Source organism: Campylobacter sp. P0085, from assembly GCF_002139495.1.
GTDB classification, from domain to species: Bacteria; Campylobacterota; Campylobacteria; order Campylobacterales; family Campylobacteraceae; genus Campylobacter; species Campylobacter devanensis.
Genome location: NZ_MJKB01000005.1, coordinates 16,578 through 37,201, shown reverse-complemented (window position 1 = coordinate 37,201; position 20,624 = coordinate 16,578). Strand labels below are relative to the sequence as shown.

Here is a 20,624-nt window from a genome sequence, read left to right as displayed (position 1 = left end):
ATGATATTTGATGATATTTTTGGTGGTCAGCCTAAGGATAAATTTTTTGATATTGTCTATAATGCTAATCGAAATATAGTAGAAAATGAGCTTGAAATTTTATTTAGTGAGCTTGTAGCATTAAGAGAGCTGGCTGAGAGTAGTGGTATTACACAAGTTCAAATAGATAGCTTTAAGGCGTTAAATCCAGATGCTATGGAGAGCGGACTAAATGATATATATATAGATATTACAGGGAAAATATTAACACAAAATGAGTAGATTAACTCTTTGGCTTTTGCCATTTTTTTGTTTTGGGTTGCTATATGGTGTAGCTCCAAAATGGACACATCAGAAGGAATTTATCCTTAAAAAAGATGAGAAGGCTAAGATTATATTTTTTGAAAGGCGCCATCAGATAAAAGACGAATTTGAGTTTTCGTGGACTCTTTATGATAATACAAATTTAGTAGTTCATACTAAATTTAGAAAATATCCACGCCAGATTGTCTTAAGTCTTAGGCGAGGATTAGAGATGTATCGTCAGCCGATTTTGGCATTTATCAAAAACCCACTTGTAGATAATGTGGATTTATATCTAGTCTTTAAAGAGTATAGACATTATGATGGCAGTGTAGTATTTGACGTATTGATAATGGATCAAAGTGCTAGAGTTGAGATAGAGTATATACCAGATAGATAGGAAGTTTTATGGTTGATAAGATTTTATATGAGTTTGTCGAGGAGTGTGGTTATAATAGAGCTCTTGAGATATTTAATAATATTAGTAGTGGCAAAAAGCTACGAAGCAAGCTAATTTTAAAAATAGCTGGTCAAAATGAGACTTCGCTTAGGCTATGTGCGGTAATAGAGCTTATACACTTAGCAAGTTTATTGCACGATGATGTCATAGATGACTCTACTATTAGACGCGGTAAGCCTAGTATAAATTCGCTTTTTGGTTCTAAGAACGCAATAATGCTAGGTGATATCTTATACTCTAAGGGCTTTTATGAGATTGTAAGCTTAAATCCACAAATTGCCAAAATCATTTCAAAAGCGGTTTTAGATCTTAGTATCGGCGAGATGATGGATGTAGATATGGGTAGTAAATTTAGCCCAAATTTAGATGAATATCTAAAAATGATAGAGCTTAAAACAGCAGTCTTGATAGAAGCAGCAGCAAGGAGTGCGGCTATAATCGCCAAGTTAGATGAGAGTGCGTATTCTATATATGGTAAAAATTTAGGCCTAGCGTTTCAGATAGTTGATGATATTTTAGATATTGTATCAGATGAGAATAAACTTGGCAAACCAGCCTTTAACGACTATAAAGAGGGTAAAACTACTCTTCCATATATTCTTTTATATAATGCTTTAAGCGCAGATGACAAAGAGATATTAAAAGGCCTTTGGGGTAAAGATCTAGATGATAGGCAGATTAGATGGATTAAGGATAAATTTAGCGAATTTAACATAGTTGAAAAATCCAAAGAATTTGCCAAAGAGCTTGGCTATAAAGCTATATCATCAGTGAGCGATGAGAGTCTAAGAGAGATAGTATCAAGTATGATAGATAGGGAGTTTTAATGCATTATATAAGTATTAGCTTTACGCATAAAAATACAGATATTAGTATTAGAGAGAAGCTATCATTTGCTGATGAGAGTCGCAAAAAAGAGATATTAAGACTATTAAGTGCTAATGAAAAAATCATAGAATCCATGGTGCTAAGCACCTGTAATAGAGTAGAAGTTTTTGCGTATGTAGCTGATATAAAAGAGTGTGTTAGGCATATTTTAAACTCAATATCTATTTTAACCCTTGTGCCATATGAGGCTTTGGAGCTTAGGGCTGATATATATGAAGATGATGGTGCTATCCACCATCTATTTGCCGTGGCTAGCTCACTTGATAGCCTTGTAATTGGCGAGACGCAGATAGCAGGTCAGCTTAAAGAAGCATTTAAATTTGCCTATGATAATGGAAATTGCGGTGATAATATCAGCTATGCTATACATTTTGCTTTTAAATGCGCTTCTAAAATTAGAGCCGCAACGACAATTAGTAAAAATCCCGTATCAGTCTCAAGTGTAGCAGTAGCAAAAGCCAAAGAGATATATGGTAATCTAGGTGGAATGAGCGCTGTGGTAGTAGGTGCTGGTCAGATGAGTGCCTTGGCGTGTAAGCATCTTATTAACTCTAAGGTCAATGTAATTATAGTAAATAGAGATATCAATAGAGCTAAAAATTTAGCTAGTGAGCTAGGTGAGCTTGCTAGTGTGGCTGAATTTAGCAGATTAAAAGAGCTTATAAATAGATATCAACTCATATTTAGTGCCACAGGCGCCAATGAGCCTATAATAACTGATGAGATTATAGAGTCAGTTGAGTTTAATAGATATTTTTTTGATATTGCTGTGCCTAGGGATATTGATTTGAGTTACAGTGATAATATATCAGTTTATGCTGTTGATGACTTAGAAAGTATAGTAAAAAGTAATATCATGCTAAGAGAAGAGCAAGCTAGCACGGCATATGCAATCGTAGGTGCGATGACTAGCGAGTTTTTCAAGTGGCGCTCATCACAAAATAGCACGCCAGCTATCAAAGCCCTTAGATTTAAAGCTAAGAATATAGCTGAATTAGAGATAGAAAAAGCGATTAAAAAAGGCTATATCAAACGCTGTGATGAAAATGAAGCTAGAAAGCTAGTTCATCAAGTTTTCAAGGCATTTTTACATACGCCTACTATGCGTTTAAAAGATAAAAATAGCGATGAGGTACTTGGTGCGCTTGAGTATCTATTTGATATAAAAATTGATAAAACAGAACTAAAAGAGGAAGAGTAGATGAAATTTACCAAATTATATATCCCAACACTAAAAGAGGCGCCAAAAGACGCAACCTTGCCTAGCCATCAGTTTTTGCTTAGGGCCGGATTTATCCAACAAACTGGTAGTGGGCTTTATAACTTCTTACCGCTTGGCAAAAGGGTTTTAAGAAAGATAGAAAATATCATTAGAGATGAGATGGATAGAGCCGGAGCAAATGAAGTATCTATGAGCTTTGTCGTGCCTAGTGAATTATGGAAGCAAAGTGGGAGATTTTTTAAATTTGGAAGCGAGCTTTTAAGGCTAAATGATAGAAAAGGAAATGATTTTGTTCTAGGGCCAACACACGAAGAGAGCGTGGTGGATATGGTGCGCGGAAGAGTAAATAGCTATAAGCAACTACCTTTGAATTTATATCAAATTGGATTAAAATTTAGAGATGAGGCTAGACCTAGATTTGGGCTTTTGAGATGTCGTGAATTTATAATGAAAGATAGCTATAGTTTTCATTCTAGCTATGAAGATTTAAAGCGTGAGTTTGACTTGATGCAAGAGACCTATAGTAAGATTTTTACTAGACTTGGGCTAAATTTTAGATGTGTTGAAGCTGATAGTGGCGCAATTGGCGGAAGCGGAAGTAAAGAATTTATGGTGCTTGCTGATAATGGCGAAGATGATATTTTAATCAGTGATAGTTCAGATTACGCTGCAAATATTGAAGCTGCTAAAAGGGCTAAACGCACTTGTAGTGCAGAACGCCCACAAAGCAATGGAATGCTCAAATTTCATACGCCTAATTGTAGCACTATCGCAAGTGTGAGTGAGTTTTTTAAAGTTGATCCATTTTATACTATTAAGGCTGTTATCAAAAAGGCTATATATGAAGATAGAAGCGAAGTTGTGATATTTTTCCTAAGGGGAGATGATGAACTTCAAGAGACAAAAGCACTAAATGCTTGTGGGGCATTAGGGCTATGTGATGCTAATATAGATGAGATTAAAAATGCTGGATTAGTAGCTGGATATTGTGGGCCAATCGGGCTACCTGAGGGGGTGAATTTCTATATTGATAGTGAGCTTGATGGCGAATATGAGATGATTTGTGGAGCAAATCAAAAAGATTATCACGCTATTGGCGTAAGCATTATAAATTTCAATAAAGATAGATTTAAAGATTTAGTAGCCATCAAAGATGGGGATAAAGCCCTTGATGGTGGGAGATTGAGCCTTACAAAAGGGATTGAAGTCGGCCATATATTTCAATTAGGCGATAGGTATTCAGCGGCGATGGATGCTACATTTTTAGATGAAAATGGCAAGGCAAAGCCGTTTATAATGGGATGTTATGGTATCGGTGTGAGTAGGTTAGAAGCTGTGATTATAGAGTCTAGCCATGATGATAAGGGATGCGTATGGAAAAAAGAGTGCGCTCCATTTAGCGTCCATATCATAGTATCAAATTTCAAAGATGGAGCCCAAGCTAAATTTGCTTTAGAATTAGAAAGCAGACTTGAGAGCTTTGGAATTGAGGTGTTATTAGATGATAGAGATGAGAGGTTTGGTGTAAAGATGGCCGATTTTGAGCTGATTGGAAATCCATTTGGTGTAGTAGTAGGCAAAGGATTAGCTAATGCAGAAGTAGAATTGATAATCAGAGATGGTTTAATAAAAGAAAAAGTTGCTTCTAGCGAAATTTTAGGCAAATTAAAAGAGCTTGTATGATTAGAATTTCATTGCTACCATATATCTTTTTAGAGATAGTATTGGTTGTTTTATATGTATTAGAATTCGGATTTTTTAGTCTATTTAGTGAGATTTTTCTTAGTGCATTACTTGGCGTAATTTTAATACTAAATTATGGATTTACTAATTTATTTCAAAATATAAACTACTTTAATATCAAAGATATTTTTGGTAGTTTGGGGCTTGCTATTGGTGGATTGGCTCTTATAATTCCTGGGATGTTAAGCGATATTTTTGGGGTAATTGTGATCGGAGTTGCTTTAGCTTTAAAAATTTATTCTAAATTTAGTACTCCTAGGTATCAAAATAATCAAAATCAATATTGTCAAACTAATCATAATGATGATATAATAGATGTAGAGATTATAGAGGAGAGATAGATGAATATTAAAATCGCAAGCAGAAATAGCGCCTTAGCACTTTGGCAGACATATCATATTAGAGATCTTTTAGAGGCTCGTGGTCATAATATAGAGATTATTACTATGAAGACTAAAGGCGATGTTATTTTAGATACACCACTAGCTAAGATCGGTGGTAAGGGTTTATTTACCAAAGAGCTTGAGAATGCGATGCTTGATGGAAGGGCTGATATTGCTGTGCATAGTTTAAAAGATGTACCAACTACATTTCCAGATGGGTTAAAATTGGCCTGTGTTTGTAGTAGAGAAGATATAAATGATGCTATGCTAAGTATGAATTTTAAAAGCTTTGATGAGCTTCCAAATGGTGCAAGAGTTGGAACAACATCTTTGCGTAGAAGAATGCAACTTCTAGCTCTTAGACCTGATTTAGAGATTATCTCGCTTCGTGGAAATGTAAACTCAAGAATTGCTAAGCTTAAAGATGGTGAATTTGATGCTATTATACTTGCTATGGCTGGAATTAATCGTCTTGAACTCCATAAAGAGGTAAATTATGTATCTTTGCTTAATACTATTGCAGCAATGGGGCAAGGAGCTTTGGGTATTGAAGCAGTAGATAGGGCTGATATTTTAGAGGCGATTGAGTGTTTAAATGATGAAAAGAGCGTTATAGAAACTACTATTGAGAGAGCATTTGTGCATAAATTAAATGGCGGGTGTCAAGCCCCAATTGGAGTAAATGCTAGTTTAAATGGTGATAAAATCATAGTTAAAGCTATTTTAGGCACCCCAGATGGGAAGGAAATTTTAAGAGATGAAAGGCTCTTTGATAAGAGTGATTATAAGGTAGCAGGCGAGATTTTGGCTGATGAGTTTATAAATAAAGGAGCTAAGGAGATTTTGGCTAGGGCTGAAGAGATAGCAAGTCAAATTTGAGTAATAAAATAATTTTATTTTAAAAATGTTTATTTATATTCAATATAATCGCAAATTAATTTTTTTTACTGAGGGCATTTATGGGTATTATTCATAAATTATTTTTTAGTATGGGCTCAGCCGTTGTATTTTTCTTGATTTTTGCGTTTGCTAGTGGTGCTGCGACAATTATTGAGAGTGTTTATAATACACAAACTGCTTGGGCTTTAGTATATGGTGCTGGATGGTTTGCACTGATTCAGCTTATTTTGGGTGTAAATTTGGTCTATAATATATGTGAATATAGATTATTTAAGCTCAAAAAACTTCCTGTTTTAATATTTCACTTAAGCTTTTTATTTATTTTAGTTGGTGCGGGTATCACGAGATATTTTGGTTTTGAAGGGCATATGAGTATCCGTGAAAACGATAGTAGCAATGAGATAAGAACGATGCAAAGCTATATCCAAATGATCTCAAGCGATGGTAATAATACCTACACAGTATCAGAGCCAAAGTATATATCTAGTACTATTGGAAATGATTTTAATTTAAGACTCAATATCCATGATAAATTGGCCACTTTGAAATATAAAGATTTTACCCCAAATGCTACGCCAGCTTGGATCGATAGCCCTAATGGTGAGGCGGTTTTGGAGCTTATGTTTTCTGATGAGAGCAATAGTGAATCAGTCACTATGAAACTTGGGGATAAATTCGAAGTTGGTGATATGAGCTTTAGCTTTGGTGCCAAACCTACAAAATCCAAATATATCCAAATTTATATTAAAGATAGTAAATTTTATATAAAAACCAATCAAGATATAAGCTATATGGTGATGAGCGATATGAGTAAAGGCAAATTACCAAAAGATGAAGAAGTTGAATTTGCCGGACTTAGACTATATAGCATTGGTGGAGTAAATTTTGCACCTAAAACTATGAAAGTAAGTGCTATAAAAGGTGCGAAAAAAGCCGGCGAAAATGTAGCAGGCGCAGATGCTATCATAGCAACACTAAGCTATAATAACGATAGCAAAGATGTTGCGATATTGAGCAATTACCCGCCTGAAGCAGTAGAGGTTGGCGGACAGAAATTCTATGTAGCGTGGTCACCGATGGCTATTACATTGCCATTTAGCATATATCTAAAAGATTTTGAGCTAGCTAGATATCCTGGGTCAAACTCACCAATGAGTTATAGCAGTGATGTAGTCGTAGAAGATGGGGATTTTAAGATGGATTATAGAATTTATATGAATAATGTGCTTGATTATAAAGGTTATAGATTTTTCCAAAGTAGTTACGATTCTGATGAAGGTGGTACTATCTTATCAGTAAATAGCGATCCAGGTAAATGGCCTACATATTTTGGATATTTCTTGTTAACTTTGGGGCTTTTATTAAATGTTATGAATCCTCATTCAAGATTTAGAAAACTGGCTAAAGCCGTAAATGAGGCAAATACCAAGGCGCTTGGGCTGATTTTAATAGCTGGACTGGCAATATTTGGTGCTAAAAATAGCTATGCTCTAACAATGCCACAAATTCCACAAAGCCATATAGATAAGGTATCAACTCTAATTATACAAGGTTCAGATGGTAGAATGAAACCATTTGATACTATGGCACACGAGATTTTAAATAAAATTTACCGCAGTGATAAGTTTCAATCAATGGGTGCTAATGCTGTATTTTTATCAATGATGGCAAATTCAGAAAATTGGCGTTCCGTACCAATTATTAAAATTAGCGATGATGAGTTAAAAAAGGTATTAGGGATTCCAAAAAGTCAAAAATATGCTAGTTTTGATGATTTCTTTGGCCCTAATAAAGATGGTCAAATAGAGTATAAGCTAATTAAATTCACAGAACTTGCTAATCGCAAAGCACCGGCTACAAGGGGGCTTTTTGATAAAGATGTTATAAAAGCTGATGAGAAGCTAAATATTCTTTATATGGTATTTATAGGAGAGATGTTTAGAGTAATACCTAAAAAAGATGATTATAATAATACTTGGCTTAGTCCTGGTGGAGCACTTATGGAGCTTAGCGGTGAAGAGGCATCAAATGTAGCTATAATGCTACAAAGATATTTTACTGCAGTACTTGAAGCACAAGATAGTGGCGAGTGGAGTAAAGCCGATGAAGCTATAGAAGCGATTAAAAAATATCAGGCTGAATTTGGTGCAACCGTAATGCCAGCTAGTAATAGGGTAGATTTAGAATTAGCATTTAATAAATATAAGATATTTCAAAATTTAACTCCAGTATATCTTTTGGCCGGTTTTGCACTTTTAATAGTAGTGTTTGTTAAGATGTTACGTCCTAAAATTAAAATAAATTTAATTTTTAAAATTGCCTATTGGGTCAATATCTTAGCATTTATCGCTCACACTATTGGTATGGGACTTAGATGGTATATCGCAGAGCATGCGCCTTGGAGTGATGGATATGAGAGCTTGGTATTTATCGCTTGGTGTTTGGCATTTAGCGGGACAATGTTTGCTAGAAGTTCGGCTATATCACTAGCTTTGACATCTATTTTAGCCGGAGTTACTCTATTTGTAGCTCATCTTAGTTGGCTCGATCCGCAAATTACAAATTTAGTGCCGGTTTTAAAAAGTTATTGGCTTACAATCCATGTAAGTGTAATTACAGCTAGTTATGGATTTTTAGGGCTTTGTGCTCTTCTTGGGCTATTTACTTTAGTTTTATTTGCACTTCAAGGCAAAAATGAGAATAAAGAGCTTACTAGAAATATAATTGAAGCCACTAGAATCAATGAAATGGCGATGATTTTAGGTCTTAGCTTGCTTGTTGTAGGTAACTTCTTAGGCGGTGTCTGGGCTAATGAGAGTTGGGGAAGATACTGGGGCTGGGATAGCAAGGAGACTTGGGCTTTGGTTAGCATTTTAGTCTATGCGGCTGTAGTTCATATGAGATTTATACCAAAAGTAAATTCGCAATACGCCTTCGCTGTGGCCTCTATGTTTGCTTATAGTGCGATTATAATGACCTATTTTGGGGTGAATTTCTATTTAGTTGGTATGCATAGTTATGCAGCTGGTGACGCTGTACCAGTACCAAATTTTGTCTGGATAGCACTTGTGGTAATGGTAGTTATTAGCCTACTTGCTTATCGCAAAAGGTCATATAGCGCTAGACTGTAACTAAATTTAGGAGGTTTAAGTTGAACGAAAGTATTATATTTATTGCGATGGCTACAGTAGCTGTCGTTTTGGGTGTGATTGTCGTGGTTGTGATAAAATCGCTCAGCCGCGGCTCAAGCGCACCAAAACAGACAACTCAGCAAAAAGATGATGAACCAAAGATCACTTTAGAAGATCTACTAATTATCGTATCTAATAAGGATTCAACCAAAGAAGAGATAGAAAGAGCATCGTTGTATTTCATTCAAAAATTCCCAATTCCAGCAAAAAATCGTGGGCATGTACCTTCTAATGCAATTCCTTATCTTAAATTTATTTCATTAGTTTCAGGTCATAAAAAATCAGATGCTAAGCTAATCTCATATCTAACAAATGAGCTTGATAAACAGCATGCTGAGTATATTGCTGAGATTGAGCAGTATAAAAATATGGGACTTCGTGCTAGATTTTAACCATAGTAGGTAAATTTAGCTTTTTAAAGCAATCAAATAGCTATTAAATTTTTGTCATAATTTGATAGCTATTTTTACATTTTCTCTAAATTTGAATTATAGAAAATTTAAAATATACTAAAATATAAAATCTAAGTTATTTTTTACTATTAAATTTTTATTTTTTTTGGTAGAATAATCAAAAATTTTTTTTAAAGGATGAAAATGTGCTTTTTTGAACAATACAATAGCGCTAAAGATGAACGCGCAAAACTTGGTATTCCACCACTTCCGCTTACTAAAGAGCAGACAAAAGAGGTATGCGAATTACTTAAATCATCTGCTAGTGCTGAACTTGTTGATTTGTTAGCAAATCGTGTTAATCCAGGCGTTGATGATGCAGCTAAGGTTAAAGCTGAGTTTTTAAATGAGATTATAAATCACGGCTTAAATTGTAGTTTGATTAGTAAAATTGATGCTGTAAAAATGCTTGAGCCAATGCTTGGCGGATATAGCGTTATAGTGCTTGTGGCTACTCTTAGAAGTAGTGATGAGAGCGTAGCAAAAGCTGCTGCAGATGTATTAAAAAATACAATTTTTGTTCATGATTACTTCAATGATGTAGCACACCTTGCTAAAGAGGGAAACAAATTTGCTGCTGAAGTTATCAAAAGTTGGGCAAATGCTGAGTGGTTTAAATCTAGAGATGATATCCCTGAAAAAATCGAGGCTATAGTATTTAAAGTCCCAGGCGAGACTAATACTGATGATCTAAGTCCAGCTAGTGAGGCATTTAGCCGTTCAGACATACCACTTCACGCAAATGCTATGTTAATGAAACGCCAACCAGGTAGTTTAGAAAAAATTGCCGAGCTTAAAAAAAGCGGTCGTGAAGTTGTCTATGTAGGTGATGTAGTTGGAACAGGTAGCTCAAGAAAGAGCGGTATCAACTCAATTCAATGGCATATAGGTCGTGAAATTCCAGGAATTCCAAACAAAAAAACAGGTGGTGTAATCCTAGGTAGCATCATCGCTCCAATATTCTTTAACACTGCTGAAGATAGCGGTGCTTTACCAATTATCGTAAATGTAGATGGCTTAGAAACCGGTGATGAGATTGAAATTTACCCACACAAAGGCGAGATAGTAAAAGATGGTAAAGTGATAAAAACTTTCAAACTTGAGCCAAACACTCTAAAAGATGAAGTAAAAGCCGGTGGTAGAATCCCGCTAATCATAGCTAGAAGCCTATGCGCTAAGGCTAGGGCTGAGCTAAATTTAGGTAGTGAAGATATCTTTACTAAACCAGCCCAACCTGCAAGTGATGATAGCGCAGGTTACACTCTAGCACAAAAAATGGTCGGCCGTGCGTGTGGTTTAGATGGTGTTCGCCCGGGTATGTATGTGGAGCCTATCACTCTAACAGTAGGTAGTCAAGATACAACAGGCCCAATGACAAGAGATGAGATAAAAGAGCTTGCAAGTCTTGGATTTTCAGCTGATTTTGTATTACAAAGCTTCTGTCATACAGCAGCCTATCCGAAACCAACAGACGCTTTAATGCATAAAACTTTACCAGATTTTATGATTAGTCGTGGTGGTGTGAGCTTAAAACCAGGTGATGGCGTTATCCACTCATGGTTAAATAGAATGGTTTTACCTGATTCAGTAGGAACAGGTGGGGACTCTCATACTCGTTTCCCTATCGGTATAAGCTTCCCAGCAGGTAGTGGTCTAGTGGCTTTTGCAGCGGTTTTAGGCTCAATGCCATTAAATATGCCGGAGTCAGTTTTGGTAAGATTTAGCGGTAAGATGCAACCGGGCATAACTTTAAGAGATCTAGTAAATGCTATCCCATATTACGCTATCAAAAAAGGTCTTTTAACAGTAGAGAAAAAAGGCAAAGTAAATGTATTTGCCGGTAAAGTGCTTGAGATTGAAGGCTTGCCAGATCTTAAAGTAGAACAAGCATTTGAATTAAGCGACGCAAGTGCTGAAAGAAGTGCCGCAGCATGTGCTATAGCTCTAAATAAAGAGCCTGTAATAGAGTATCTAAAATCCAATATAACCCTAATTGACGCTATGATAGAAGCGGGATATGGCAGTGATAAAACTTTAGCTCGTCGTCGTGATAAGATGAAAAAATGGCTAGAAAACCCAGAGCTATTACAAGCTGATAAAAATGCGAAATACCACACTATAATTGAGATCAATATGGATGAGATCACTGAACCAATTTTGGCGTGTCCAAATGACCCAGATGATGTGGCTACTCTAAGTGAAATTTTAGCTGATCCAAAACGCCCTAAAAATATAGATGAAGTTTTCGTAGGTAGCTGTATGACAAATATCGGCCATTATAGAGCTTTAAGTGAAGTCTTAAAAGGCGAAGGTCAAGTGCCTACTAGATTATGGGTTGTTCCACCTACAAAAATGGATGAAGCGCAGCTAAGAGCCGAGGGTAGATACTCGCTATTTGGTGCAGCCGGTGCTAGGACAGAGGTGCCAGGATGCTCACTATGTATGGGTAACCAAGCTAGAGTAGCTGATAATGCTATAGTATTCTCAACCTCTACAAGAAACTTTGATAATCGTATGGGTATGGGCGCTCAAGTTTATCTAGGTTCTGCTGAGCTTGCAGCGGTGTGTGCTATGCTAGGAAGACTGCCAAGTGTAGAAGAGTATATGAAGATTGTTCCAGCTAAACTTGCTGGTAAAGAAGATGAGATCTATAAATATCTAAACTTCAACCTAATTGAAAACTACAAATTAGAAAACTAATTTATAAAACCCGCTTTATATAGCGGGTTTGTTTATTTTATCAAATTTGCTTATTTAATAAATCAAATTTAACTACTTCATCAATCCTAATCTCCAAGCTAACTGATAGTAACTAAACTCTTCATATAGCTTATGAAACTGAGCTTTTGATTCATCAAGCTCAAAGCTATCATTACTATTTTTTAATGTATTTGAGTTTTGATATCTATATCCTTTAGTGCTTGATATTGGATATATGCCATCATTATCAGCCCAGACATTTATATGCATTGCAAACTCCATCTTAGTATCATTAGGTTTAGATAACATATCTCTACCACCCATGCTTAGATATTTGGTATTATTTAGACTAAGATTATATAGAGTTGGAAATATATCTTTATGCGAGCCGATTCTATCTTTGTCATAATAGATATTGTTTTGTAAATTTTGTGGTATATATAGATAAAATGGCACACTAATCCCAAAAGCTATCTCATTTTTATAATCAAATTTATACTCTCTATTTGCATGATCGCCAGTTGCAGCTACTATTATATTATCTTTGAATTTGCTATTTTTGATCTTATTTAAATAATCTCCAAAGCTGTTATTTGCATAGCTATATGCGTTTAATAGTGCTTTATAGTCAGTAGAATAACGACTAATCTCAGAGCTATTGAGATCTAAATTTAGCTCATTTTTACCTTTGTGTAAATATGGAGGATGGTTTGAAATCCCAAGAGAGATAATTAGAGTTGGTTTGGTTGCATTATTAAAAATTTCATAAATCTTGTTATACATATACTCATCTTTTATCCCATATGGATGCTTAGACTCTTTGGCATTTGTATACTCTTGCATTAGTATAGTCTCATCTATAATCTCATCTACGCCTTGAGCTTTTAAAAAGTAATTTATATTATACCAAGCAGAATTCCCTGCATAAGCAAAAATCACTCTATAACCAGCTTTTTTATAGATATCAATGACTGTGTAAGGTAGCTTTGTTTTTTGAAATTTGCTACTTGTAAGGTTGATTATAGGACTTTGAAATAGTATTCTATTTAGACTATCTATCGTGCCATTAGTAGAAGGTAAAAATCTTTTAAATACAAAATCAGAGTTAAAATGTTCATCAAGGGAGCCTAAAAGTATTTTTTGCATAGCTTTATCTTCTTGAAGCAGCCCAAGCCCAAAACTCTCCATGAGATTAAAATGTATATGCATTTTAGCATGATTGGAGTTTTGTTTTGTAGTAGCAAACATATCAAACAATCTCTTTTGCAGCTCTTTGCCTCTATTTATATCCACATATGGGAAGTTGGCTTGATTTTTATACTCTTTACTAGCCCATGAAAGAGCCATAATAGGATTAGTAGATATCTCATTAAATGGTTTAAATGAGCTAAATTGATATGTAGAAGCACGAAGCGCATTATATACTGGATGAGCCCGCAGTGCCACAGCATATGCGTAAATTAATATAATATTACAAATAATTAAAATCCAGATCGGTTGGTTGGATTTTTTAAATTTAATTTTTAAAATTTTACTATTTAAATATCCACATAAAATAGCAAAAACCAAAGCGCATAATAGTATTAAAATTACTGGATAATCATTCCAGATAATCGATGTTAAAGCTGCGGTATCATCATCTTTAAGCCCAAATATAAACATATCAATCTTATTTTGATAAATTTGATAATAGTAGTAGTTGATAAATGCGAAAATAGCCACGATAAATGATACAATGGCTATATAAATGCTAGAGAAAATTTGATAAAATTTGGCTAAATTTGATCTGATAAATCCGCCCAAATAGCTAAGAAATCCACATAAAAATATAGGCAAAAATATAGCACTAAAAGTCCGCATATCATGCCCAAGCCCATACAAAAATACCCACCCCCAATCATCAATATCATGCTCAATTAGGTTATATAGCATAACCGCTCTCATAAGAGCAAAGATAGCCATATATATGGCTGTAAAGATGAGAATTTGGGTTATGATCTTTCGCATTAATTTCCTTAAATTTACTGTTTTAAATTTGCTATTTTACAATATTTTTATTAAATTTTAGATAGACTTATGGTTTTAAAATTTATTTGAGTGATGATAATGCAAAGATACAAAACAAGACAAATTCAAGTAGGCAGTGTAAAGATAGGTGGCGACGCGCCAATAAGCGTCCAATCAATGACATTTTCTAAAACAAGAGATGTAGCTGGTACTTTAGAGCAGATTAACCGCTTATATTTTGCGGGGTGCGATATAGTGCGGTGTGCTGTGTTTAATAAAGATGATATAGAAGGGCTTAGGCAGGTTAAAAAAGATAGCCCATTACCAATAGTAGCTGATATACACTTTAACCATCTTTATGCCTTGGCTGTGGCTGAATTTGTAGATGCTATTAGGATAAATCCGGGTAATATCGGTGGTAAAGAGAAGATTAAAAAGGTGGTGAATGCTTGTAAAGAGCGAAATTTGCCTATAAGAATTGGTGTAAATAGCGGTAGCTTAGAAGAGCAGTTTGAGCAAAAATATGGCAGAAGCGTCAAAGCTATGGTAGAGAGTGCTTTGTATAATATTAAGCTTTTAGAAGATTTTGATTTTAGAGATATTGCTGTGAGTTTAAAAAGCAGCGATACAGCAAACACAATGGCAGCATATAGAGCGTTGCGTCCAATGGTGGATTATCCATTTCATTTAGGAGTTACAGAAGCTGGAACGACATTTCACGCTACGATAAAATCAGCTATAGCACTTGGTGGGCTTTTGATGGAGGGGATCGGTGATACTATGAGGGTTAGTATCACAGGAGAGCTTGAAGAAGAAATTAGGGTAGCTAAGGCAATTTTACAAGATAGCGGAGTCCAAAAAAGTGGATTAAATATCATCTCATGTCCTACATGTGGTAGGCTCCAAAGCGATTTAGTAAGCGCTATAAAGATAGTAGAAGAGAAGACTGCTCACATAACCGCACCATTAAATATAAGCGTAATGGGCTGTATAGTAAATGCTATTGGAGAGGCCAAAGGAGCCGATGTGGCTATCGCTTTTGGCAAGGAAAATGGGCTTATAATGCGTCATGGAGAGGTGGTAGCTAGACTGCCTGAGTCTGAGCTAGTAGATAGATTTTTACAAGAGATAGATGATGAGCTAAAGGCTAGAAATGAATGAGATAAACTCAAATTTATATGACCTAGATATGGAGCGCTCGATATTGAGTGCGATATTATTTGAGCAAGATAATTTGGGTGAAATTTATGATATTATCAGCCCAAAAGATTTCTATTTAAAAGCTCATGAAGATATATTTGCAGCTATGCAAAGTTGCTTAAATAGTGATGATCCAGTAGATATAGCCTTTGTTAAAAAGCATTTGGGGACTAAATTTAATGAAGAGGTTTTTAATAGCGTTTTAACTACAAATTCAATCCTAGATATCAAAAAATACGCCACAGAGCTTAAGGAATTTTCTATCAAAAGATCACTTGTAAAAGTAGCAAATCAAATCCCAAGCAAGGTAAATGAGAATAAGCCTGGCCGTGATATGGTAGATGAGATTAGTAGCGAAATTTACTCTTTAGTAGATGGCGTAGGTAGTGGCGTGATAAAAAATGCTAAAGAGATTGTGGTTGATTTAATTGAAGAGTTAAATAAGCAAAAGCTTGCCAAAGATCATGATGTAGTAGGGCTTGATACTGGTTTTCGTGAATTAAATGAGCGGACAAAGGGATTTAAAGATGGTGATTTAGTCATTATCGCAGCTCGCCCTGGTATGGGAAAAACTACATTTGTGCTAAATTTGGTACAAAGGGTACTAGATCAAAACTTAGGTGTAGTATTTTTCTCTCTTGAAATGCCTGCAACTCAGCTTATGTTAAGGTTATTAAGCGCTAAAACATCGATAAATTTACAAAATCTTATGACATCAGATATGGATAATGATGAAATTGAACGCTTAAGTAATGCGTGTGATATGATGAGTCAAAAAAAGCTCTTTGTCTATGATAGCGGTAATGCTACTATTCATCAGGTTCGTACTCAAATGAGAAAATTAAAAAGCGCTCATCCAGAGATAAAACTATGCGTGATTGATTATATCGGCCTTATGACAAACTCATCAGCATATAGTGATCGCCATTTGCAAATTGCAGAGATTTCACGCGGATTAAAGCTTTTAGCTAGAGAGTTAAATTTGCCAGTTGTAGCTCTTTCGCAGTTAAATAGAAGTCTAGAATCAAGAGCCAATAAACGTCCTATGCTTAGCGATTTGCGTGAGTCTGGAGCAATCGAACAAGATGCTGATACGATTTTATTTGTTTATAGAAATGAGGTTTATTTAGAACAAGAGGAGAATGAGAAAATTCAAAAAGCAAAGCTCGAAGGTAAAGAATATACCCCTAAGTTTAGTAGAAATAAAGTAGAAGAAAGTGCTGAGATAATTATTGGTAAAAATAGAAATGGCCCAACTGGAACTATTGAGTTGGTATTTCAATCTATTTATACTCGTTTTGTGGAAAAAACACACAATCATCCTGCTGAGATGGTAACTTTTGAGGGGTGATGTGAATTTATGTGATTAAATTTGAGATTTATTCACATATTGATTTAAATTCACATTAATAGTTAAATTTATATAATTTAATCTGTGATTAAATAAGGTTTAAAGCTCGAATTAATAGGTATTTGACTAGATTTTCACATAGTGAAAAAACAGTGAATAACTTTTTTAAATTTGACTTTTTAAAGCAGTAATCTTATGATACTTAAGATAAAATTTAGTATAATGCTAAAAAGCACGAAGGAGATATATGCAAAATTATGACAAAGAGGCTGAAGCGCAGGCATTTGAAGAGTTTCAGCGTGAATTAGAGGCTAGATTTAAAGCCGAGGGTACTCCATCAAATTTTATAAAAAATATTGTAGCACTTAGTGCCATAAATTTTAGATTAGCTAAGGCTGTGTATGATTTAAAAAGCAATACTAAATTTGATGTATTTGCTGGTAAGACAAATTTGGATATAAATATAATAAATACCGAGCTTAAAGAGCCAATTTATACTGAGTCTCCAGCAGCTCATACAAATGCGATGTTGGAAAAATTTAAAGATGAATATGCACTATATCCATCGCTATTTTTCTTTGGACTTGGAAATGGAAATTTTTATACCAAATTACTACAAAACCAAACCCATGAAAAGATTATAGTATTTGAACCAGAGATTGAGATTATATTTATAGCATTTAATCTTTGTGATTTTGGTGCTGATATATTTAATGAGAGATTTATCGTGGTTCATCCAGATTATTTTAGAAGTGGTCAAATGGAAGTTTTATGCAATTACCCAGCAGTTGTAGCAAATATTAGAAATTATGATTTTCATGTTTATAGTGATTATTATGCTAAAAATTATGGCCAAATAGCACAAAAAATCAATAAAAAACTTATAGAATTATCATCTAAAATGATTCTAAATATGGGTAATGATGCTTACGATAATTTACTTGGTATCAAACATGTTGTGGCAAATATACCTCATATTTATAGCGGAATTCAGTTAAAAGATATAATTGAATTAAATCAAGGCAAAAATAAGACAGCTATCATAGCCTCTACTGGTCCAAGTCTAAATAAGCAGATTGAGCTTTTAAGAAAGGTCGCTCCACACGCATTAATTTTAATTCCAGATGCTTCATATCATGTGCTTAAGATAAATGGTATTAAGCCTGATTTTGTAACTACAATGGAGAGAGTAGAGAAGACTAGCGAGTTTTTCCAAAGTCAGCCAAGCGAATTTGATAATGATATAGTATTTATGGTAGCATCTCTAACTCATCCCCAAACTAGCGAAAATTTAGAAGGGCGAAATCGCACTTATGCTCATAGGCCAATTAGATTTGAGTTTATCTTAAAAGATGAGATTCCATTTATGTGTAAAGGGCCTAGCTCGGCACACTTTGCTTTTGATATGGCTCTTATGCTTAAATGCGAAAGAATTATATTTATCGGTCAAGACCTTGCCTTTGGTAAAGATGGAGCTAGCCATGCTAAGGGAAATATATTTGAAAATTATATAAAAGAAGATGGTACTATGACAATTAATCCAAATGCTAGACAAAGACCGCAAACTGCCATAGCTTACGGTGGAGATGGTGAAGTAAAAACTACTGATGTTTGGAATTTCTTCCGTTGGTATTTTGAATCTATGATGGAGCCAACTCATTATGATTATGCATTTAAAGTCTATAACGCTACTGAAGGTGGGGCTAGAATTCATGGAATGATAGAAAAGCCATTTAGTGAATTAGTAGATGAAATATTGGCCGAAAATAGTATTAAAACAGTAATCAAGCCTGAGCCAATTAGTCTTGAAGAATCAAAAGCAGTAATAAAACATCAAAAGGCATTAGTAGAAAATCTGATCAAATATGGTCTAGAAAAGCAAAAGCTTTGTGAAGAGTTATTTAAAAAGATTAGCAAAGCTGTAGAAAATGCTAATCGTGATATCTCTCGTGGCAAAGAGCCTCATTATCCTAAATTTTATGAATTAAAAGAGAGAATTGATAGATTTAAAAATAACTTTAAGAACGATGAGGTTTTTGATACTGTTTATTACCATGTAGTAAATAACTTTTGTATTCATCAAGAGATGGAATTTGGCGAATTAATGGTAAAACCTGAACGCACCAAAAATGATAAAGATAAAAAGATATTTGAGTATGTAAGGCAGCATGGATACTATTTCTTTAGTCTTGCTGGAATGATTGAAGCTACTAGAGATACAATGAAAGAGTCACTGCAAAGCTGGGATGAAGAGAACAAATCCTAGCTTAGTAAAGCTAGTCTAGTAGCTAAATTTTAGCCTTGCAAATGTGATTTAAAAAGCACTCATTACACTTTGGTTTGAGTGCTTTGCATGTGTAGCGTCCATGTAGTACCATTGCTTGATGTAAAGTATTAAGTTCAGTTTCAAAAGCTTTAACCAAATCTATCTCAGTAGCTTCTGGCGTTTTAGCTTTGCTAAGCCCAAGTCTATGCGAGACACGAAAAACATGGGTATCAACTGCCATTAAATTTGCATTTTGATACTCAATAAGTACTACATGAGCTGTCTTTTGTCCTACGCCAGCAAGTTTTACTAAGCTTTTTTCATCTAATGGAATCTCTCCGCCAAATTCGCTAATAACCGAATTTGCCATTTTGATTAAATTTATAGCCTTATTGTTAAAAAAGCTACAACTATTTATTAGCAGTTTTAGACTTGATAAATTTGCTTTAGCAAGTGAATGTGCGTCTGGATAAGCCTCAAATAGTGCTGGTGTGATTAAATTTACTCTTTTATCAGTGCATTGGGCTGAGAGCATTACAGCTACTAAAAGCTCATATAGATTTTTAAAATTTAACTCAGTCTTTGCTCCGCTAAAATGCTCTAAAAATAGCGCTTTTATCTCATTTATATCTTTTTTACTTCTCATGTTTTAATTATAACAAAATATAAAAAACATAATCTAAATTCAATAAGATATAATCAAATTTATAGTATAATACTGGACTTATTTTAAAAATTTAATACTGAAGGAAAACAGATGAAAAAAGGTCTATTTCTAGCTCTTAGCTTAGCTGCTACTATGAGTTTAAATGCAGCGGTTTTAGCAACTGTAAATGGTGAGGAGATTACTGATAAAGATTTAGCTCCACTACTTGGTGCGCATGGTGCAGATTTTGATAAAATTCCAGATCAAATGAAAAAACAATTAATAGATATGGCTATTAATGGTCAATTGATTTTAGAACAAGCTAAAAAAGATGGTGTTGAAAAAACAAAAGAGTATAAAGAAGCTCTTGAATTTAGCCAAGACAATGTTTTAAGAAATGTTTGGACACAAAATGAATATAAAAAAGTAAAAATCTCTGAAGCTGATGTAAAAGCATTTTATGATAAAAATAAAGATACAATTTTTGTCAGTCCAGCTCAAGCAAAAGCAAAACATATCTTAGTGGGTACTCAAAAAGAGGCTGAAGATATAATCGCACAGCTAAAAGGTTTAAAAGGTGATGCATTAACAGCTAAATTTAGCGAACTAGCTAAAACTAAATCAATAGACAAAGGTAGTGCTATGAATGGTGGCGAGCTAGGTTGGTTTGATGAGTCAAGAATGGTGCCAGCATTTAGCAAGGCTGCATTTGCTCTAAAAAATGGAACAATCACTATAAAACCAGTTAAGAGTGAATTTGGATATCATGTAATCTTAAAAGAGGATTCAAAAGCTAAAACAACAGTATCATATGATAAAGTTAAAAAGAACATAGAAGAGCAATTAAGAAGTGAAAAATTTAGAACTGTAATGCAAGACAAAATGAATGAACTAAGAAAAGGCGCAAAAATAGAATACAAATAATAGGGGTAT

At 34.5% G+C, this 20,624-nt stretch carries 16 protein-coding genes; 14 read left to right on the top strand and 2 right to left on the bottom strand.

From position 1 onward, the window contains the following. The 10 genes from CIGNP85_RS06415 to CIGNP85_RS06370 all read left to right on the top strand — a co-directional run bounded on the left by CIGNP85_RS06415 (position 1) and on the right by CIGNP85_RS06370 (position 12,221). Complete coding sequence (locus CIGNP85_RS06415) at positions 1–261, top strand: DUF2018 family protein (protein WP_086226182.1); 261 nt, start codon at positions 1–3, stop codon at positions 259–261. Continuing rightward, positions 254–682, top strand: a complete 429-nt coding sequence (locus tag CIGNP85_RS06410; protein WP_086236128.1) for a hypothetical protein — start codon at positions 254–256, stop codon at positions 680–682. Before CIGNP85_RS06415 ends, CIGNP85_RS06410 begins: the two co-directional genes overlap by 8 nt. Before the next feature lie 8 nt (positions 683–690). Further along, on the top strand, positions 691–1,569 hold the full coding sequence (locus CIGNP85_RS06405; protein ID WP_086287553.1) for a polyprenyl synthetase family protein: 879 nt from the start codon (positions 691–693) through the stop codon (positions 1,567–1,569). Further along, on the top strand, positions 1,569–2,831 hold the full coding sequence (gene hemA, locus CIGNP85_RS06400; protein ID WP_086287551.1) for a glutamyl-tRNA reductase: 1,263 nt from the start codon (positions 1,569–1,571) through the stop codon (positions 2,829–2,831). Before CIGNP85_RS06405 ends, hemA begins: the two co-directional genes overlap by 1 nt. Further along, entirely contained in the window at positions 2,832–4,535 is a 1,704-nt protein-coding gene (locus tag CIGNP85_RS06395) for a proline--tRNA ligase (RefSeq protein ID WP_086287549.1), read from the top strand. After that, positions 4,532–4,936 carry an FxsA family protein gene (locus CIGNP85_RS06390; protein ID WP_086287547.1) on the top strand — a complete coding sequence of 135 codons (405 nt, stop codon included), beginning with the start codon at positions 4,532–4,534 and terminating at the stop codon, positions 4,934–4,936. Before CIGNP85_RS06395 ends, CIGNP85_RS06390 begins: the two co-directional genes overlap by 4 nt. Then, on the top strand, positions 4,937–5,857 hold the full coding sequence (gene hemC / locus CIGNP85_RS06385) for a hydroxymethylbilane synthase (RefSeq protein WP_086287545.1): 921 nt from the start codon (positions 4,937–4,939) through the stop codon (positions 5,855–5,857). It abuts the gene before it with no gap. A gap of 80 nt (positions 5,858–5,937) precedes the next feature. Continuing rightward, a complete protein-coding gene (ccsA, locus tag CIGNP85_RS06380) occupies positions 5,938–9,009 on the top strand; it encodes a cytochrome c biogenesis protein CcsA (protein ID WP_086287543.1) in 3,072 nt (1,023 codons plus the stop codon). A gap of 20 nt (positions 9,010–9,029) precedes the next feature. Then, the gene (locus tag CIGNP85_RS06375; protein ID WP_086229283.1) at positions 9,030–9,461 is read left to right on the top strand and encodes a hypothetical protein; all 432 of its coding nucleotides are present in this window, start codon (positions 9,030–9,032) and stop codon (positions 9,459–9,461) included. A gap of 204 nt (positions 9,462–9,665) precedes the next feature. Beyond that, a complete protein-coding gene (locus CIGNP85_RS06370) occupies positions 9,666–12,221 on the top strand; it encodes a bifunctional aconitate hydratase 2/2-methylisocitrate dehydratase (protein ID WP_086240892.1) in 2,556 nt (851 codons plus the stop codon). Between the two features lie 72 nt (positions 12,222–12,293). Here CIGNP85_RS06370 and CIGNP85_RS06365 read toward each other — a convergent pair whose 3' ends face one another. Continuing rightward, positions 12,294–14,228, bottom strand: coding sequence for an LTA synthase family protein (locus CIGNP85_RS06365; protein ID WP_086287541.1), 1,935 nt, complete (start codon positions 14,226–14,228; stop codon positions 12,294–12,296). 99 nt (positions 14,229–14,327) lie between these two features. On the opposite strand from CIGNP85_RS06365, the gene ispG reads away from it, so the two are divergent. The 3 genes from ispG (at position 14,328) to CIGNP85_RS06350 (ending at position 19,045) form a co-directional block, all read left to right on the top strand. Beyond that, positions 14,328–15,389, top strand: a complete 1,062-nt coding sequence (gene ispG / locus CIGNP85_RS06360) for a flavodoxin-dependent (E)-4-hydroxy-3-methylbut-2-enyl-diphosphate synthase (protein WP_086287683.1) — start codon at positions 14,328–14,330, stop codon at positions 15,387–15,389. Beyond that, the gene (locus tag CIGNP85_RS06355) at positions 15,382–16,779 is read left to right on the top strand and encodes a replicative DNA helicase (protein ID WP_086226170.1); all 1,398 of its coding nucleotides are present in this window, start codon (positions 15,382–15,384) and stop codon (positions 16,777–16,779) included. Before ispG ends, CIGNP85_RS06355 begins: the two co-directional genes overlap by 8 nt. Positions 16,780–17,026: 247 nt before the next feature. Continuing rightward, positions 17,027–19,045, top strand: coding sequence for a motility associated factor glycosyltransferase family protein (locus tag CIGNP85_RS06350; RefSeq protein ID WP_086287538.1), 2,019 nt, complete (start codon positions 17,027–17,029; stop codon positions 19,043–19,045). A 22-nt stretch (positions 19,046–19,067) separates the two neighbouring features. Here CIGNP85_RS06350 and nth read toward each other — a convergent pair whose 3' ends face one another. Further along, positions 19,068–19,691: an endonuclease III gene (gene nth / locus CIGNP85_RS06345; protein WP_086287536.1), complete on the bottom strand. Its 624-nt coding sequence runs from the start codon at positions 19,689–19,691 to the stop codon at positions 19,068–19,070. A gap of 111 nt (positions 19,692–19,802) precedes the next feature. On the opposite strand from nth, the gene CIGNP85_RS06340 reads away from it, so the two are divergent. Further along, positions 19,803–20,615, top strand: a complete 813-nt coding sequence (locus CIGNP85_RS06340) for a peptidylprolyl isomerase (RefSeq protein ID WP_086224692.1) — start codon at positions 19,803–19,805, stop codon at positions 20,613–20,615. Positions 20,616–20,624 lie beyond the last annotated feature (9 nt).

Bases quoted from the DNA above. Each gene is read 5' to 3' on its own strand.
- CIGNP85_RS06415 (WP_086226182.1), top strand. From the start codon at position 1: ATGATATTTGATGATATTTTTGGTGGTCAGCCTAAGGATAAATTTTTT.
- CIGNP85_RS06410 (WP_086236128.1), top strand. From the start codon at position 254: ATGAGTAGATTAACTCTTTGGCTTTTGCCATTTTTTTGTTTTGGGTTG.
- CIGNP85_RS06405 (WP_086287553.1), top strand. From the start codon at position 691: ATGGTTGATAAGATTTTATATGAGTTTGTCGAGGAGTGTGGTTATAAT.
- hemA (WP_086287551.1), top strand. From the start codon at position 1,569: ATGCATTATATAAGTATTAGCTTTACGCATAAAAATACAGATATTAGT.
- CIGNP85_RS06395 (WP_086287549.1), top strand. From the start codon at position 2,832: ATGAAATTTACCAAATTATATATCCCAACACTAAAAGAGGCGCCAAAA.
- CIGNP85_RS06390 (WP_086287547.1), top strand. From the start codon at position 4,532: ATGATTAGAATTTCATTGCTACCATATATCTTTTTAGAGATAGTATTG.
- hemC (WP_086287545.1), top strand. From the start codon at position 4,937: ATGAATATTAAAATCGCAAGCAGAAATAGCGCCTTAGCACTTTGGCAG.
- ccsA (WP_086287543.1), top strand. From the start codon at position 5,938: ATGGGTATTATTCATAAATTATTTTTTAGTATGGGCTCAGCCGTTGTA.
- CIGNP85_RS06370 (WP_086240892.1), top strand. From the start codon at position 9,666: ATGTGCTTTTTTGAACAATACAATAGCGCTAAAGATGAACGCGCAAAA.
- CIGNP85_RS06365 (WP_086287541.1), bottom strand. From the start codon at position 14,228: ATGCGAAAGATCATAACCCAAATTCTCATCTTTACAGCCATATATATG.
- ispG (WP_086287683.1), top strand. From the start codon at position 14,328: ATGCAAAGATACAAAACAAGACAAATTCAAGTAGGCAGTGTAAAGATA.
- CIGNP85_RS06355 (WP_086226170.1), top strand. From the start codon at position 15,382: ATGAATGAGATAAACTCAAATTTATATGACCTAGATATGGAGCGCTCG.
- CIGNP85_RS06350 (WP_086287538.1), top strand. From the start codon at position 17,027: ATGCAAAATTATGACAAAGAGGCTGAAGCGCAGGCATTTGAAGAGTTT.
- nth (WP_086287536.1), bottom strand. From the start codon at position 19,691: ATGAGAAGTAAAAAAGATATAAATGAGATAAAAGCGCTATTTTTAGAG.
- CIGNP85_RS06340 (WP_086224692.1), top strand. From the start codon at position 19,803: ATGAAAAAAGGTCTATTTCTAGCTCTTAGCTTAGCTGCTACTATGAGT.